Genomic DNA, 16,127 nt, shown 5'->3' with positions numbered 1-16,127 from the left:
CCTGAATGAAATTCACAGAACACTTGTACAAATAAACCCATTTTGAGGGTATTGGACTTCCTATATATTACGTGATTTACATCATATATTAACTTTATTATTGATTTCTTATTTAAATTTCAAATAAAGTGTTAGAATAATTGAAATTTTGATAATGTAACAATTTAAAAATGTGAAAATGAGGTGATTTGAAAATTTTGAAAATGTGATTATTTGGAAATGGGGAATATGGATGGTGAAAAGGGAATGTTTGTGGCAGGTTTTTTTCTGCTTGGTTTGGCACTTAGCTTAGCCTATGTTTCTCCAATTAAATAAAAAATAGCAGTGCCGACATTTGCTTTCCGGCACTGCTTTTATGTAATTAATCCATTACTATACCAACATCAAGATTGTAATAAACGCTTATGTTATATGTGCTATTGGTCAAGACAATACCTAGATAATATTCTCTGTCTTGTATCTTGGTTCCAATAGCCTAGTGGTCTTGATTCAATACCTATTACGCCGTTAGTCGCGGTAGTTCATTTTATTCAACGATTTTGATATCGACCGATGTTCTGCTTTGCCATCCGGTTTCGTCGGTAACGGAATAGGAACAATGGTAATTTCCGCTATCGATATCCTTTGGGATGGTCAGTTCAATGTTAATTTCATAAGTAGTGCCCCCATTGGCAATGTCATAATTTTCCATAAAGATCATCGGATTCACGGCCTGCTTTACAGCTTCCAGATCGCATTGGGCACCTTGATCGTCATGGGTGTGATGATCGAAGTTATGATGGATATTGAGACTGTATGAGGCCAACGCCTGATTGTCCGTTACCTGTGCCTTAAAGGTATAGGTTTCCCCTTTTTGGAGTATTTCACAGGCTTGAGGAAATCCACCGTTGTGATTTATGCCAATAGTAGGTTTTTCGTCATCTTTATCAAGACCGGCATCGCTAGAGCAAGCGGTAATAAGTACGATTAAAAATAGAGGATAAAAATACTTTGATATTAATTTCATACTGTAAATTTTAAACCGCACAACCCCTTTACTGAAGCTGTGCGGTATCATTGTTTTATTCTGTTGCTACATCTATATGGGCACTGTGGTTTACGGTATTGCCCTCATCATCTTCTACAGTGAATACCATATGGTACTCTCCGGCAGGGGCAGTGACCGGCACATCTATGTGTTTGTGGAACTCCACTTCCGTTTGGTCATGGTACCCTTCTGTAAAGACTTCTTCAAAATGCCATTCCACTTCTCCCTCTCCCGGTGTAATACCATGGGCATGAATATCTACGGTTATGTTGTGAACGCCATGTACCGCATGCACCATAAATTCGGCATGGAAATCATCTCCACGAACAACAGAGGAGGCTATGGAAATGTCACTTAAGCCGATAGGGTCCAAAATATCGATATGCCCTTCAATTTCAGTGCTGTTGCCCAGCTCGTCCGTCACTGTCAATGTAATGTGGTATTCTCCCGCGGGAATATTGGAAGGTACATCAATGTGCTCATGAAATATGGGATTCATCACCAAATAAGCTGTATCCGTAAAGATCTGCTCATGATCCCATTCTACCTCAGCTTCTCCGGGGGTCAGGTCATGTGCATGGATGTCCAGGCTAATACTGCTCACCACGGCCTCTGCACTTATTTCAGCCTCAAAATGGATGTCCGATCCCTTGTAGGCGACCCGTTCTGTTGAATGGCTACTGCCTTCCCCATATTCAAAATTGGAGATTGCCGGAGCGTTGAGTGCCAGATTATCATCGTCATTGCTACATGATTGTAAAATGACTCCTGTAAAGGCAATGATTGCTAAAAATTTAAAATTTGTCTTCATAATGTTTAATTTAAAGGATTACTATTTAGTTATTAATTGTTCTTGTTTATTAAAAGGGTACGGTTATGGACAATGAGATGTTCCTGCCCGCTTCGGGCACATCGATAAGTCTGTAAAAACTGGTATGGTCAAAATATTCGGTGTTAAACACATTGTTGATTTTTAACCGTATGCCAACGGGGATATTCTCTTTGAACATGGGTATTTTGCCCATAAATGAAAGGTGCATAACACGGTAACCTTCGGTTTTTTCCTCCGGGGGAACAATCTCCTTCTGCGCCGCAGTAATCCGGTAATCCGCAATGAGCTGCGGAGCATCAAAAAACAAAAGCTTATTAAACTGGTACCGGGCAGAGAAGAAACCGGATAAGGGAGGGGAAAAAGGTAAAGTGAACCCCTTTTTGGCACCACTGGTCTGCCTTGAATACACAAATTCTCCAGAGGCATCCAACTGCAAATTTTTAAATAAGCGCGTACTTGCCCTAATCTCCCCACCGGTCCGGAACACCTTACTTTGGGTGTACTCGTAAATTTGAAGGGCCTCATAATAATTGGAGGTAGGGTTCAGATAAATGAAATTGTCAAAGAGGTTGATAAATGGACTTATTCCTATGCTAAAACGCTCGGTGGTATGGTCGATATCGATATCCATTTGATAGGATTCTTCGGCATCCAGATCAAGGTTCCCCCTTTCAAATCGATACATATGGTAATTAACACCATCCGAAGCCAGTTCATTGGCCAAGGGCATTCTAAAGCTCTTTCCCAAATTTATTTTAAAAGTGGTATTGTTTTGAATAAAGCTTAGGCCCGTGGAGGCACTAAAATTGCCAAAAGCAAGGGTTTTATCCTGAGCCCGCTGTAAAAATACCTGTGAGGTGGTACCGTCGGGGTTATCTACTGGAGTTCGGAACCAATCATAATGGCTCTTTGTATCCAAAAGGCCATAATCGTACCGTACCCCGGCCTGAAGATGTAGGTTTGGATTCAGTTCTATTTGATCGTAAGCAAAAATCCCGAGGGTAAACCGATGGTATCCGGGAATCAAAAATCCCCACCCTCCAATGGTGTTTTGTTGTAGTTCCGCATTCATTCCGATTACGATATCGTTCCTTTGGTCCGGATTGAAGGCATCCCTGATATTGATGGAGTAGGTGTTTTTATTAAATTGCCTTTCCTTGCTCTCCTCCGGCTTGGGCATATGCCCATGGGGAACGGGTTCGGAATGTTCTTCCCTATAGTTGTTCTGAAACCCGATATCGAACTGTAAACTGTGCTTGCCTTTGGCTATCGTAGTAGTATTGGTCACCTTAAAATGGTTTACTACATGATGGGGGAGATCTATATCCCTGGAGGATCTGTCATAATCTATGTTTGAATTTCTAACCTCCAGACCGTGGGCATTGGCAAAAAAACCGTTCTTGGCGTACACATTGCTAAAAAAGGTCTCCGATTTTATATGATCTGCAACATATCCAACACTAAAAGCGGCGTTGGCTTCCTCCCCGGCCGTGTTCCTTAAATGGTTATGGTGCAATTCAAAAATATAGTTCTCATAATTGATCCTGTCTGTCGGAACTTTGTAATCGCCATAATCCCTAAAGGTTAAACGCGCCCTATAGAACCACTTGTCCTTTCTGGAGACTATTCCTGTGGATAGGCCCAATAAATTATTGTTACTTTCGCCCAAAAGGTTGAGATCTCCAACAAATGAATTTGGCTTGGGAATGGCGGAAGGCTGTATATCGACTACTCCGGCGATAGCATCCGAGCCGTACAGCAAGGAGGCCGGTCCCTTTATGATCTGCATATTTTCTATGCCATACTGATCTATTTCGAGTCCATGGTCGCTGCCCCATTGCTGCGCCTCATGCTTTATTCCGTTTTGAACTACGGCAACCCTATTGAAGCCCAATCCCCGAATTATAGGTTTGGACTGCCCGGACCCAATGGTGATCGTGCTTACTCCTGGGATTTTTTTCAGCGTCTGCATAAGGCTGTTTTCCCTATTTTCCTCTAAAAAATCTTTGTAGACCTGATGTGATGCCGTTGGAAGTTCTTGGGCTTTTCTACTTGTAGTTTTGCCGTATACCGCCACTTCTTCAAGATTGGTAGCAGACTCCACTAGTAAAACCTTCACCTCCTCCATTTCCGGTCCCACCTTGACGGTAACTGTTTTGGAGGAGTGGCCTAGGTGGGATATGGTAAAAGAGTGGATACCTTCAGCCACATTTCTTATGGTAAATTCTCCGTTGGCCGACGAAATTGCAAATAGGCCTTTGCCTATGATATTGACGCCTTCAATGGGTTCTAAGGTGCCTGCATTTATTACAGACCCTTTTACTTCAAAGGATTCCTGTGCAACGGCAAGGGAGCATAGGCTAAAATATAGCCATGCACCCAGTATTTTATAAAACATAATGGGAAACTATAAGATTTGAACAATTGACCTAGTTAGTGTCCTGTCAATCCTACTTTAGCCATTCCAAGTCTTGTTCTTTTTCCCCCGGCCTTCGTTAAAAAACAGTTCCGTAGCTACGGATATGCAACGTTTTTTTGCCTTGGCCAGATAAAAAATAACGACGACTTAAACGACACAATAGCATTGACATGACACTTGTGAAAGGACCATCACAAACCTATACATTGGAAGAGCTTGAAATTGATGGTAATCCGGCGCCTTTAGTCCGAAAACCAACTGCTTATATCAAGTCAATTGGAGAACGGCAGTGGCCGTCCTTATACCATAACCATCATCATTTACCCGGGATTTAAATTCCGTATAATGGCGATGTAACGATTCAACGAATCGTACTCTTAATCACTTAATCAGTTAAATGTATAGGAAAACTTATAATAGGGAAGGAGGGGGCCGGGAAAAGAGCTGGTCTGTGGCAATAGTATTCGAGACAATGAAATGATAGTTTTCAATTATCCCGGTCCGAAAAATCGGTTCCGTATTTGCAATAGTGAAATCCTGTTCTTCAGGGGCAAGTGCCGGAGTCAGGTTGTTCGAAATGGCTTGGTCACAAATACTACAATGAATAGCATGGTCCTTGTCATCCGTATGGGGCAGCACATGAAGTCCTGCCAACTTCATCGAAATGAGAAGGAACAGGAAGAAATAAGTGATGCTATTTTTTAGAGGACCATTTTTCACAGGAACAAACTTACTAAAATACACCAAAAAATTATGTTAATAAAACATGAATTGTTGCCAACCTTTGGTTATTGTCCTTAACCTGCACTAAATCAACTTTTTGGTATGGATACCAAAAACAAACATTAGAATGGTTTCGTATTTTTCGCCCAATTTCTTTCTTAGTATTGCAAAGGCTTTGGTTATTTGGTTCTCAACGGTTTTACGGGATACTTCCAAATACTCGGCAATTTCAATATTGTCCAGCCCCTCCTTTTTACTTAAGATGAAGATTTGTCGGCATTTGGGGGGCAGGTCATTTATTGCCGTCCTATGGCTTTAGGGAAGACCAGGACTATTTGTCCCCAATTCCTCAGGATGAGCTTATTTTGAACCCCAACCTGGAACAAAACCCCAATTGGTAAAAGGTGCTAGTGTCCAGTCAAAGTTTAAATTTCCCGTAGGTTTAGGATTGACTGAACATGAACATCAGTACATGGCAAAATTCGTTCCATACGGATTTATCGGAAAAAAGTTGGATCGAATTTTGTCATTATATTTAAGAAAATAATTAAACATAATATTGATGAGCCTGAAAATAAAACACTTGCTTGTTCCGGTATTGATCTCCATGTTTGGTTGTGGCAATGATACCGGTCCAAAGAATACTACAGCCAATTCCCCCAATATTGTTCTTATCTTCATGGACGACCTGGGTTATGGGGATATAGGATCCTATGGTGCTACCGATTATAACACTCCTTCTTTGGATAGGATGGCAAAGGAAGGAATGAGGTTTACAAACTTTTATGCGGCCCAGGCAGTTTGCAGTGCTTCCAGAGCGGGAATATTGACCGGTTGTTATCCCAATAGGATAGGAATTAGCGGCGCTTTATTTCCCAATGCCAAAAAAGGCCTCAATCCCAATGAAATTACCATAGCGGAAATGCTTAAGGACAAAGGCTATGCCACCGCCATATTTGGAAAATGGCATTTGGGCGACGCCAAAGCTTTTTTACCCCTACAGCATGGATTTGACGAATTCACCGGTTTACCCTATTCCAATGATATGTGGCCGGTAGATTATGACGGTAAAGCCATTGCCGATACCTCAAATTGGAGGAAAAAGGCATTTCCACCTTTACCATTTATGGAAGGTAATGATATGGTCAGGGAAATACGGACACTGGAAGACCAAGCCGAGCTTACTACGATATATACGGAAAAGGCGGTCGATTTTATAGGCAGAAATAAAGAAAAGCCATTCTTTCTCTATGTTCCCCATTCCATGCCGCATGTGCCCATTGCGGTATCGGATAAATTTAAAGGAAAAAGCGAAATTGGGCTTTATGGCGATCTTATGATGGAATTGGATTGGTCCGTAGGCCAAATTTTAAAAGCCCTCAAGGATAACGGATTGGATGAAAATACATTGGTCATATTTACAAGTGACAATGGACCATGGCTGAACTATGGAAATCATGCCGGCTCCAGTGGTGGATTGCGCGAGGGCAAGGGAACCAGTTGGGAAGGAGGACAACGGGAACCTTGTATAGTGAGGTGGCCCAATGTGGTTCTGGAAGGAACCATTTGCAACAATATAGCATCCACAATAGATATCCTGCCAACGATCAGTGCCATTACAGGGGGGGATTTGCCCGGCCACAAAATAGATGGGGTCAATATTTTGCCATTGCTCAAAGGTGAGAAGAATGCCAATCCAAGGAATCATTTATATTATTATTACGGCAGCAATAATTTGGAGGCCGTTAGGAAGGATAATTGGAAATTGGTGTTTCCACATAAACATCGGTCCTATAGGAATAATTTACCAGGGAATGATGGCTTTCCGGGGCCTACCACCCAAGTTGAATTTGATTCAATTGCACTGTTCGACCTTAGAAGGGATCCGGGGGAAGATTACGATGTAAAGGTACTTTATCCGGAGGTGGTAGAGGACTTAAAGCAATTGGCCGAAAAAGCAAGGAAAGACCTTGGGGATGAACTTACCGGACGTATCGGTGAAAATGTAAGAAAGGCCGGAAATTTAATAAACTGACCATATTATGAGGAAGAAATTGATGAGGACGTATTTTATGATGCTATCCATAACACTGATGGGCGGTATGGAGGCCATGTCCCAAAATAAACCCAACATCATCCTCATTATGGCCGATGACCTGGGTTATGAGGCTTTGGGAACTTATGGAGGTACAAGCTACCGGACCCCGAATCTAGACCGGCTTGCCGAGGAGGGTATGCGGTTTGACCATTGTTATTCCATGCCGCTCTGTACTCCGTCCCGTGTACAGTTAATGACCGGAAAGTATAACAATAGAAATTATATCGGCTTCGGACTGCTGGATCCAAAGGAGAAAACATTTGGACATTATATGAAGGAAGCAGGTTATAGCACGTACATTGCCGGAAAATGGCAGCTGCTGGGGAATCCGAATCAACAGCAATTAGCAGGGAACAAGATTGGAACCACTCCAGAAAAAGCTGGGTTTGATGATTATTGCCTTTGGCAAATAGATCAATTGGGATCGCGTTACAAAGATCCAAAGTTAAGTACCAAAAATGGGGGTACACAAACCTATCCCGGTAAATATGGTCCTGATATTTTTCTACAAAAAATTGTTTCCTTTATGGAAGACAATAAAGATTCCCCCTTTTTTGTTTACTACCCTATGGCCCTTACCCATGACCCGTTTGTGCCCACTCCCTTAAACAAAGGTTTTTCGGACTTCGATTCCAGTTCAAAAGTGAACGACCCTGCTTATTTTGGGGAAATGGTCACTTATATGGATATGATAGTAGGAAGCATTGTTAAAAAAACGGATGAACTTGGGATTCGTGAAAATACACTCATTCTTTTTGTTGGCGATAATGGTACGGACATTAAAGTAAGCTCCATGGTCAATGGCTCCTTAGTAAAAGGAAACAAAGGCCAGACGACCGATGCCGGTACCCACGTTCCCTTGATAGCCAATTGGAAGGGAAAAATAGCTCCTAAAAGTGTAAACGACAATTTAATTGATTTCACAGATTTCCTACCTACCTTATTGGACTGTTCCCGCTTAGAAAAAAAGGAAGCCATGTTCTTGGACGGAATTAGCTTTTTTCCACAATTATTGGGTAATAATTCTGAAACCCGCGATTGGATCTTTTGCCATTATGACCCCAATTGGGGTAAATTTAAAGCAAGGAGATACGTCCAGAATAAAAAGTGGAAGTTATATGGAAATGGGGAGTTCTATAATTTGGAACAGGATATTTTAGAGATAGATCCACTCAAAATATCCCACCTTTCCGGGGAGTCCAAAACAACATTGGAACAATTTCAAGAGGTATTGAAAAGTTATAAATGATTTTCTGCCGGCACAGCTGGGATTATAGTGGTTAGCTATGGACACTCCATTTAATTTTCAAGAAAAATTGCAGCGGTATTTTTTATACCTCTTTTAAGTAAATGACAAAAATGGTCTGAATAAAGTTACTTGGAAAATCAGTTTTACCTCTCCCGATAGAGCTATCGGGACTAAAGGGAGCCTGATTTTTCTTGATTTCTCCCCTGCCAGATTACTTCGTTCCCGTCCGTACCGGAACGGGCGGACAGGCGGGCTTTAGGGTCGGGATCAAAAACTGAGGAAAATCTTTCTAAAAGGAATTTTGTCATGTACTGTAATACCTCTTATAAACAATAAAAATTTGAGTTTGTTAGTTGATTGAGTTGAAAAAGGAACATTGGGAAACCATTGTTCCTTTATTGTTTATTATTTGGGCAGTGAAATCCGTTTTTTTGCCAATTGCTTACTGCTTACTCCTTACTGCTTTTTGCCGACATATCATCCAGTTATCGCCAAGGAATTACATTCAGTTCCAAAACCCCGGATGTCAAAAAAAAGGTTGATTTTATATAGCCCAATAATTGGCGGCTGAAATAAGTTTCGGAGGGAATATTGATAATTTTGATCACTTTTTATTAATGATTTGTCAGTTTTTTGCCGATTGCTTTCTAAGGGTCTTCCAAGCCAACGTTGGAAATGAAAAGCAATTTTTAATAATATGAAAAATCTTACTTCTGAAAAATGATATAAAATTATTATTACATCTTTTTATTATCATATAATTAGTGTTTTTCGTTAAACGATGAATTAAATTTACTGAAACGTATAATTATCAGAATAAAACTCATCTTTTTGTAACTGATGCAATATGGGCAACAGCCATTTAATGATCTAGGTGATCTAAAATTGAACAATATGAAAGATAGAATAGATGAAATGGATTTCAAAATTTTAAGTTTATTGGCAGACAATGCACAGATGCCCTATACCGAGGTAGCGAAGAAAGCGGGTATTTCGCCAGGCACGGTTCATGCAAGGACCAAGAAAATGATCAATTTGGGATTGATAAAGGGTGCTACCCTAAACCTGGACTATAGTAAGATTGGATGGAAAATGACCATTTTTTTAGGGGTTTATCTGCGTGAAAGTTTTATGTACAAGCAAGTTATATTGGCCTTGGAGAAGGTGCCCGAGGTTGTCAAAATTCACCACAGTACCGGTAAGTATGATATTTTTATTAAAATGCACGCTAGGGATAGTATGCATTACCGTAAGGTATATCAGGATACCATTTTGACCATTGATGGGATAAAAGGAGTAGAATCCTTTATGTCCGTTGAAGAGAACATGAACAGGCACATATGTTTTGAGTAATTCAGGTTTTTCCGATAGTAGTGGACTTAAAGTTGAAAGTTGGAAGGTTTAAAGTTATAAAGTTGAAGTTGTAAACATCTAGCATCTAAATATCTAGAATCTAGTATCTAGCATCTCAATTCTAGTATCTCAATACTAACCATCTAGCTATAGCTCTTTTTAAATTCCCGTGGGGTCATATTTGTCTTCAATTTAAACAATCGGGAGAAATAGGCATAATCCCGATAACCTAAACTCTCCGAAATATCGGATAAAGAATTGCCGGAATGTACAATTAATCGCTTGGATTCCAAGATAACGCGATCCATAATTACATCTGTGGTAGTTCTGCCCAAAGTCGCCCTCACGATTCTGTTCAAATGCTTGGGGGTAATGTTCAAATAATCTGCATAATATTGGACCGACTTCTCGGTTCTAAAATGATCTTCTATGCATTTCTCCAATAACCTCATGGTATCCGAATAGGTAGTAGAGCTTATTTTTTTAATGTTTTCTTTGGTGAGATACTGCCTAGCCAAATCTATGTAGGCCGTATTTATGAGGCTGGCCAATTTCTGGGCTTTATAGGCTTTATGGGTCTTATATTCATGGTAAAGTTCCTTGAACCTGGATTCGGATAAACCGATCTCCTTGGTAGTTAATTGTAGCATGGGTTCATTTTCATAGGTATGGTAAAACGGAAATTGTTCCAGTTTGCTCTTGGATACATATAGCTCGTAAAAATCATGGGTATGAAAAAAGATATACCCCTCGGGTGCCGTATTAAATTTCCAGTAATGCGTCTGCCCGGGTCTCAGGAAAAACACACTTCCAGGTACTATTTCATATGTATTGAAATCTATTTCATGTATGCCGGTGCCTTGGGAAAAAAGTACACATAGATAAAAATTGTGCTTATGTGGTTTGTGGAAGTGGTTTTTGTTGCGCTCCAAGTGTTCCTTTATGTCATTGCAGTAAAATTGGGAGTGGGATAAATCAGCTTCAAATGCAGTGATATTTAAAATAGGTATGGTTTTCATATATGGAATATATGTCCTAAATGTACAAAAAATGGCGAATTGTGTACAACCATTATATAGTCTAAAAAGCTTACATTTGCAAGATCAATTTTCCATTGTTATGCTTATTTCATCTATTTTAAGGGGAGAGTGCCCGAGTTGTAAGAAATCAAAAATCTTTAGTTCAAAAGGAAATCTGTTGCTATTTAGAATCCCTACAATGTATGAGAGGTGTAATAAATGCAATTTTAAATTTGAAAGGGAACCCGGTTTTTTCTTTGGAGCCATGTTTGTCAGTTATGCACTTACAGCAGCCGAGTTTATAACTTTTTCCATTATTTCCTATTTTATTCTGGGCATGTCCCTCACTACTACCTTTTTTGGAGTGGTAGTATTGGCCATATTACTGAGTACTATAAATTTTAGGCTATCCAGAATTATTTGGATGTATATTTTTACCAAGACCAAATCCACCAAGCTTCCGGCATCGGGGGAAATTTAGAGGAACTATCCGGCGAGGGCTCTGGGGTTCAATAAATATTATTGGAATTTATATTTTATTCCTGGGCAATTTATGGGCAGCTCTCATTTGTTCGCTATCCCAATGATTGTCATATTCGATAATGCCTCTTTTTAGATCTTCTTCCAACTGTTTTTCCTGCTGTTCGATTTCTTCTTTGGCCTTAAAAATATATTCTTCCCTGGTTTGGGGCTTGTCCGATAGGCGTCTCAGGCTTTCCTCATCATACTGGATAAATTTTTGGGCTTGTCTGTATATGGTGTATTTTCTAAAGCCCAAATAGTTCAGTGCGTCACTGGCCATCCTGACAGAGGTATCCAAAGATTCCCGGTAAACATCCTCAACACCCATATTTAGTAAATCATAGGCATCGTATCTGTTTTTTGCGCGCAACATCAACTTTACGTTTGGATATTTTTCTTTGACCATTTTGGTCAAATGCCTTACGTGATCACTATTGTCAATTGCCGATATCAAAATCTTGGCCTCTGCTATTCCTGCCGATTCCAAAAGGTCTATTCGCGTGGCATCGCCATAGTAGACTTCGAATCCCATTTTTCTTAGAAGATCTACACGGTTGGAATCGTTATCCAATATAGTGGCTTCAATGCCATAGGATCTGAGGAACCTGCCGATCGTACTCCCAAAATGACCAAAACCTACCAAAATAACATTGTGGGTCTTTGCAATATGGTCCAACGGTCTGTTTTCCATTTTTTTTGTACCAACACGCGGCAAGATGAATCGTTCATTTATAATTCCGAGTATGGGCGTAAGGGTCATGCTAAGGGCGGTCACCACCAACATCATATCCAAAGCGGCCTTGTCCAGAATATTCAATTGAAAGGCAAAGGAAAACAGGACAAAGGCAAACTCCCCAATTTGGGCCAGCCCTACCGTGAGGAGCAGGCTTTGGTCTGTCTTGAGTTTAAAAATAGCTCCGACCAAAAATAGGATCAAGGCCTTTAAAACGATAACACTGATGACCAAACCGCTGATAATTAAAGGATTATTTGCAATAACGATAAAATTGATGGAAGCACCGACAGCCATAAAGAACAGGCCCAGCAATAGGCCTTTGAAGGGCTGCAAATTACTTTCCAGTTCATGTTTAAATTCACTGGTAGCCAATACCACCCCTCCCAAAAACGCCCCCAAGGCCGGACTAAGTCCCACCAATTCCATAAGGTAGGCAAGGGCGATTACGATAAGGAGGGCAGAGGCGGACAGTAGCTCCCTGAGCCTGGTTTTGGCTACCAACCGCAACATGGGAACAAAGCAGTAACGGCCGGCAAGAACAATAATCACTACAGATAGGAAAATGGCCAAGGCCTGAAAACCCAAGGGTAAATTTTCAAGTAGATAGATATGCTCCGAATGGTCGTTGGTAACAACGGCCTTTTTAGTATTGGAGAGCAGGGGGATGACCGCCAACATAAAAATAACGATGATATCCTGAAACAGAAGAATGGAAAACGAAGATGCCCCATAGGTAGTATCCATCAAACCATTTTCCTTGATTGTCTGCAGGGTTATGGCAGTGGAAGAGAGGGAAACTGCCATGGAAATGATCAGTGAAACCTTCCAATCAAATCCAATGGAGGCAAATAAAAGGTAGGAAACCAGCATGGTACCCAATACCTGGGCTCCGCCCATACCAATTATGGTTTTCCTCATTTGCCAAAAGTGCTTTGGTTCTATCTCCAGGCCTATTAGAAATAGCATCATAACAACTCCAAATTCTGCAAAGTGAAGTATGTCCTGGCCTTCATCACCTACAAAGCCCAAAATATAAGGTCCTATCAGTATTCCGGCCAGGAGGTAGCCAAGAACGGAACTCAGGCCCAATCTTTTGGCTATGGGAACGCAAATAATGGCACCGGCCAGAAAAACAATTGCCGCAAAGAGTATGCTACCGCTCATTTGGAAGTTACTTTATTTAGTTGGGGCGTGTCGTTTAAGAACTCACAGTTATTGATCTTGCTAAAAGGAAGGCCTTGTAGTAATCCATCTATCAATTGTTCGTATTGGAAGGTATATGTATCCAGCTCCTGATCGGACAGGTTATGGGTTCCCATAACCGTGAAAGGGGGAAGGTATTCCATTCCACAAAGTCGGGCAGTCTGCTCAAAGGGGCGCAAAAATTCGTGTACGGAATAATTATGGTTTCCTTCGGAGCAGTAAACGGCCCTGGTTCCTCCCGTGGTAATTACGTTTAAACACTTTTTTGCTTGAAGCGCCCTTCCATTGGGACCATGGGCCCAACCAAATTCCAGAACAACATCCATCCATTGTTTCATTAAAGGAGGGCAACTGTACCAATAAAAGGGATGGTGCCAAATAATTACATCATGATCTGTCAACAGTTTTTTTTCTTTTATGATATCTATGTTGAAATCGGGATAGCGCTCATAGAGGTCATGAAAGGTAACCCCCTCTTTATTTTCAATTTTTTTGACGAGGGCCTTGTTTGCTCTGGACTGTTCAAATTTTGGATGGGCAAACAAAATTAATATTCGGTTCATACTTTTAAAATTAATCAAAAATATTTATTCCGGCCCTGGCATACCATCCTCGCTGAGTAGTCCTTCCTTTCCAGATGTTATTTTGTCAAGGTCATGGCCCAAAGTGGTCGGCAGTTCAAAAACTTCCAACTCAAAATAAGGTAGTGCCGCCAACAAATGATCAAAAATATCGGCCATTATATATTCGTAGTTTTCCCATCGCTTATCACTGCTAAAGGCATAGATTTCCAATGGTATTCCTTGAGAGGTAGGAGCTAATTGCCTGGTCATTAAAGTCATCGTCTGGTTTATGGCGGAATGGTTTTTTAAATAGGATTCAATATATTTCCTAAAAACACCAATATTGGTCAAGTTCCTTCCGTTTATAGGCAATTGTTTGTCAATATGGTGTTCCTTGTTGTAGGTGTCTATATTGTTGTTTCTAATCTCCAAATATTTGGAAATTAGCTGTATGCCTTTCAGGGTTTCAATATTCCCTGCTGTCAGGAATTTGATACTTTTCTGTTTTATATGCAGTGCCCGTTTAATCCTGCGGCCTCCGGAAGCCTGCATTCCCCTCCAGTTTTTGAACGAATCCGAAATAAGGGAATAGGTAGGAATAGTCGTAATGGTATTGTCAAAATTCTGGACCTTTACAGTGGCCAGAGAAATTTCGGTAACATTGCCATCGGCCCCAAATTTATCAATAGTTATCCAATCCCCAATACGGACCATGTCGTTAATGCTTACCTGTATACTGGCAACAAGGCCTAGAATGGTATCTTTAAATATTAACAGGATTACGGCTGAGGCCGCCCCCAAGGCCGTAAAGAATTTCCAAATTGTGGTGTCGGTCAATACCGCAAAAAGTGTTAGGGTACCCCCGATCCAGGCGATTATCATAAACACCTGGCTGTAGCTATCCAGTGGCTTGTCCTTCAAATGGGGCAGGGTCTTTAGATAATCCTTTATACTCCGGAGCATGCTTCTTACAAGTAACAATACCAAGATTACGGCTAGGACTTCAATGGCCTTTAATATTATGCCCTCGGCATTTTCAAAATCGAGGAAGGCCAGGGGAAGATACTGGTACAACAACAATAAGGGTATAATGTGGGCCACATATCTAGGTACCTTATTAAATACTAAATAATTATCAAAATTGGTCCTGGACCGCCTAGCGAACCTTACCGATAAAAAACGCAAGATTTTCCAGAGGATATAATCCATTATTACGGCCACTAAAATTATGCCTAGGAAAAGGATCAGGGCATTTATGTAGGCGGCCGAATTGGCTTCCAAACCGGATTGGATCAGGTAATCGTATAGTAATCGTCTTAAACCGTTGTTCATAGTCGGAATGCAATGTTGAATACTTGGCAAAAATAAGGATTGAGGTCCAGATGTGGCGGAGGTTATGTAAAAAGTATAAAATGGAATCGACCTGTATTGATTTAAGTATGCTGAATACTAATGTTTAGAATGGATACTGGCCATTTTTATGATATGTTTTGGATCTGTAGTTAAGATAGCATATAAATTGGAAAATTCTGCTGTTTTATTGGAGGACAGGTACTTATAACTTTGTAAGTGTACCCTTTAAATATTGCGTCATGAAAAAAATGAATTTTTATCCCAAAACTTGGCAGGTAGTTCCACTTATATCCGATAGGTACCAATTGGATTCCGATGGAAAATGTATTAAGGATTTGGTATTGCAAAATAGCTATGCCACGGATATGAAAGTGTCCGAAATGGAATTGAACATTACTAAGTTTTCTGCAATAGATACTAAGGGACAGGAGCATTTTATAGCGGACTTCCCTGGTCAGACCGCCATACCTATCAAAGGTATGCATACCGGTCTTTTTCTAAAATCAAAAAGTGTACTTAGCTTAGCACCGGGATCCTATAGTGCGATTAGATTTTATCTAGGAAAAACGGGGAGCAGAATTACCTATAGTGATAGGTATGAAGAAGATGCGGACGGAATTAAATATTTGGATTTTGAGATAGTGAACGGACTAATTGTTGTAGGGGAAGAGTCACCGGAAGCCATTCTTCGGTTCGATTTTGCACCCTTTAAAGCAATAGGATTTTTTAAATCCATTGCACAGGTTTTTAAGGGTCAAGGTGTACTTGCGGGCAAACTCGCACACTCATAGGGTTAGTGATCCAAAACTTTCTTTATACCCAGTACTTCACTAATTTTTAGAAACGTAGAATCTTAATATTATTTTGACTATTAAGAACCCTCAACACAAAGTATTTATGTTTTGAGGGTTTTATTTTATCATAAACCTCTAGAATGGCGAAGTTGTAAATAACTCAACGCTACCAACAGCTGATAATTATCATAGTTGGAACACAACAATTCCCGAACTTTGTTCATTGCACCCATCCC

Annotated in this window: 15 protein-coding genes; 6 read left to right on the top strand and 9 right to left on the bottom strand. The window is 40.5% G+C overall.

Translation table 11 applies throughout. The features are described from left to right. Positions 1-526: 526 nt before the first annotated feature. The 5 genes from D0S24_RS07565 to D0S24_RS07545 all read right to left on the bottom strand — a co-directional run bounded on the left by D0S24_RS07565 (position 527) and on the right by D0S24_RS07545 (position 5,301). Positions 527-1,006 (bottom strand): DUF4625 domain-containing protein, encoded by a 480-nt coding sequence (locus D0S24_RS07565; protein ID WP_117019220.1) that lies wholly within the window; start codon positions 1,004-1,006, stop codon positions 527-529. Positions 1,007-1,061: 55 nt separating this feature from the next. After that, a complete protein-coding gene (locus D0S24_RS07560; protein WP_117019219.1) occupies positions 1,062-1,838 on the bottom strand; it encodes a DUF4625 domain-containing protein in 777 nt (258 codons plus the stop codon). Between the two features lie 49 nt (positions 1,839-1,887). Beyond that, a complete protein-coding gene (locus D0S24_RS07555; protein WP_117019218.1) occupies positions 1,888-4,257 on the bottom strand; it encodes a TonB-dependent receptor in 2,370 nt (789 codons plus the stop codon). 432 nt (positions 4,258-4,689) lie between these two features. Then, the gene (locus D0S24_RS07550) at positions 4,690-4,998 is read right to left on the bottom strand and encodes a hypothetical protein (protein WP_147321437.1); all 309 of its coding nucleotides are present in this window, start codon (positions 4,996-4,998) and stop codon (positions 4,690-4,692) included. A gap of 87 nt (positions 4,999-5,085) precedes the next feature. Then, complete coding sequence (locus D0S24_RS07545; RefSeq protein ID WP_117019216.1) at positions 5,086-5,301, bottom strand: sigma factor-like helix-turn-helix DNA-binding protein; 216 nt, start codon at positions 5,299-5,301, stop codon at positions 5,086-5,088. Here D0S24_RS07545 and D0S24_RS21430 point away from each other — a divergent pair. The 4 genes from D0S24_RS21430 to D0S24_RS07525 all read left to right on the top strand — a co-directional run bounded on the left by D0S24_RS21430 (position 5,301) and on the right by D0S24_RS07525 (position 9,701). Further along, complete coding sequence (locus tag D0S24_RS21430) at positions 5,301-5,402, top strand: RagB/SusD family nutrient uptake outer membrane protein (protein WP_220377735.1); 102 nt, start codon at positions 5,301-5,303, stop codon at positions 5,400-5,402. The two genes, D0S24_RS07545 and D0S24_RS21430, sit on opposite strands and share 1 nt — an antisense overlap. Before the next feature lie 161 nt (positions 5,403-5,563). Further along, positions 5,564-7,036, top strand: a complete 1,473-nt coding sequence (locus D0S24_RS07535; protein ID WP_220377734.1) for a sulfatase — start codon at positions 5,564-5,566, stop codon at positions 7,034-7,036. A 7-nt stretch (positions 7,037-7,043) separates the two neighbouring features. Beyond that, entirely contained in the window at positions 7,044-8,348 is a 1,305-nt protein-coding gene (locus D0S24_RS07530) for a sulfatase-like hydrolase/transferase (protein WP_251795743.1), read from the top strand. 894 nt (positions 8,349-9,242) lie between these two features. Then, entirely contained in the window at positions 9,243-9,701 is a 459-nt protein-coding gene (locus D0S24_RS07525) for an Lrp/AsnC family transcriptional regulator (RefSeq protein ID WP_181938045.1), read from the top strand. Between the two features lie 143 nt (positions 9,702-9,844). Here the strand turns inward: D0S24_RS07525 and D0S24_RS07520 are convergent, their stop codons facing one another. Then, positions 9,845-10,720 (bottom strand): AraC family transcriptional regulator, encoded by an 876-nt coding sequence (locus D0S24_RS07520; RefSeq protein WP_117019214.1) that lies wholly within the window; start codon positions 10,718-10,720, stop codon positions 9,845-9,847. A 199-nt stretch (positions 10,721-10,919) separates the two neighbouring features. Between D0S24_RS07520 and D0S24_RS07515 the strand changes: the two genes are divergently transcribed. After that, positions 10,920-11,201: a DUF983 domain-containing protein gene (locus tag D0S24_RS07515; protein WP_251795742.1), complete on the top strand. Its 282-nt coding sequence runs from the start codon at positions 10,920-10,922 to the stop codon at positions 11,199-11,201. Between the two features lie 48 nt (positions 11,202-11,249). Here D0S24_RS07515 and D0S24_RS07510 read toward each other — a convergent pair whose 3' ends face one another. The 3 genes from D0S24_RS07510 to D0S24_RS07500 are packed head-to-tail and all read right to left on the bottom strand — an operon-like array spanning position 11,250 to position 15,076. Beyond that, positions 11,250-13,142 (bottom strand): monovalent cation:proton antiporter-2 (CPA2) family protein, encoded by a 1,893-nt coding sequence (locus tag D0S24_RS07510; RefSeq protein ID WP_117019213.1) that lies wholly within the window; start codon positions 13,140-13,142, stop codon positions 11,250-11,252. Then, positions 13,139-13,744: an NAD(P)H-dependent oxidoreductase gene (locus tag D0S24_RS07505; RefSeq protein ID WP_117019212.1), complete on the bottom strand. Its 606-nt coding sequence runs from the start codon at positions 13,742-13,744 to the stop codon at positions 13,139-13,141. The genes D0S24_RS07510 and D0S24_RS07505 overlap by 4 nt, the downstream gene beginning before the upstream one ends. 24 nt (positions 13,745-13,768) lie before the next feature. Beyond that, positions 13,769-15,076 (bottom strand): mechanosensitive ion channel family protein, encoded by a 1,308-nt coding sequence (locus D0S24_RS07500; protein ID WP_117019211.1) that lies wholly within the window; start codon positions 15,074-15,076, stop codon positions 13,769-13,771. 260 nt (positions 15,077-15,336) lie between these two features. Here D0S24_RS07500 and D0S24_RS07495 point away from each other — a divergent pair, with 260 nt between their 5' ends. Beyond that, positions 15,337-15,888: a hypothetical protein gene (locus tag D0S24_RS07495; protein WP_117019210.1), complete on the top strand. Its 552-nt coding sequence runs from the start codon at positions 15,337-15,339 to the stop codon at positions 15,886-15,888. Positions 15,889-16,127 lie beyond the last annotated feature (239 nt).

The organism is Arenibacter sp. P308M17 (assembly GCF_003426735.1).
Lineage (GTDB): Bacteria > Bacteroidota > Bacteroidia > Flavobacteriales > Flavobacteriaceae > Arenibacter.
The sequence above is the reverse complement of the archived record's forward strand: the minus strand, read 5'-3'. Positions and strand labels throughout refer to the sequence as shown.

Bases quoted from the DNA above. Each gene is read 5' to 3' on its own strand.
- D0S24_RS07565 (WP_117019220.1), bottom strand. From the start codon at position 1,006: ATGAAATTAATATCAAAGTATTTTTATCCTCTATTTTTAATCGTACTT.
- D0S24_RS07560 (WP_117019219.1), bottom strand. From the start codon at position 1,838: ATGAAGACAAATTTTAAATTTTTAGCAATCATTGCCTTTACAGGAGTC.
- D0S24_RS07555 (WP_117019218.1), bottom strand. From the start codon at position 4,257: ATGTTTTATAAAATACTGGGTGCATGGCTATATTTTAGCCTATGCTCC.
- D0S24_RS07535 (WP_220377734.1), top strand. From the start codon at position 5,564: ATGAGCCTGAAAATAAAACACTTGCTTGTTCCGGTATTGATCTCCATG.
- D0S24_RS07530 (WP_251795743.1), top strand. From the start codon at position 7,044: ATGAGGAAGAAATTGATGAGGACGTATTTTATGATGCTATCCATAACA.
- D0S24_RS07525 (WP_181938045.1), top strand. From the start codon at position 9,243: ATGAAAGATAGAATAGATGAAATGGATTTCAAAATTTTAAGTTTATTG.
- D0S24_RS07520 (WP_117019214.1), bottom strand. From the start codon at position 10,720: ATGAAAACCATACCTATTTTAAATATCACTGCATTTGAAGCTGATTTA.
- D0S24_RS07515 (WP_251795742.1), top strand. From the start codon at position 10,920: ATGTATGAGAGGTGTAATAAATGCAATTTTAAATTTGAAAGGGAACCC.
- D0S24_RS07510 (WP_117019213.1), bottom strand. From the start codon at position 13,142: ATGAGCGGTAGCATACTCTTTGCGGCAATTGTTTTTCTGGCCGGTGCC.
- D0S24_RS07505 (WP_117019212.1), bottom strand. From the start codon at position 13,744: ATGAACCGAATATTAATTTTGTTTGCCCATCCAAAATTTGAACAGTCC.
- D0S24_RS07500 (WP_117019211.1), bottom strand. From the start codon at position 15,076: ATGAACAACGGTTTAAGACGATTACTATACGATTACCTGATCCAATCC.
- D0S24_RS07495 (WP_117019210.1), top strand. From the start codon at position 15,337: ATGAAAAAAATGAATTTTTATCCCAAAACTTGGCAGGTAGTTCCACTT.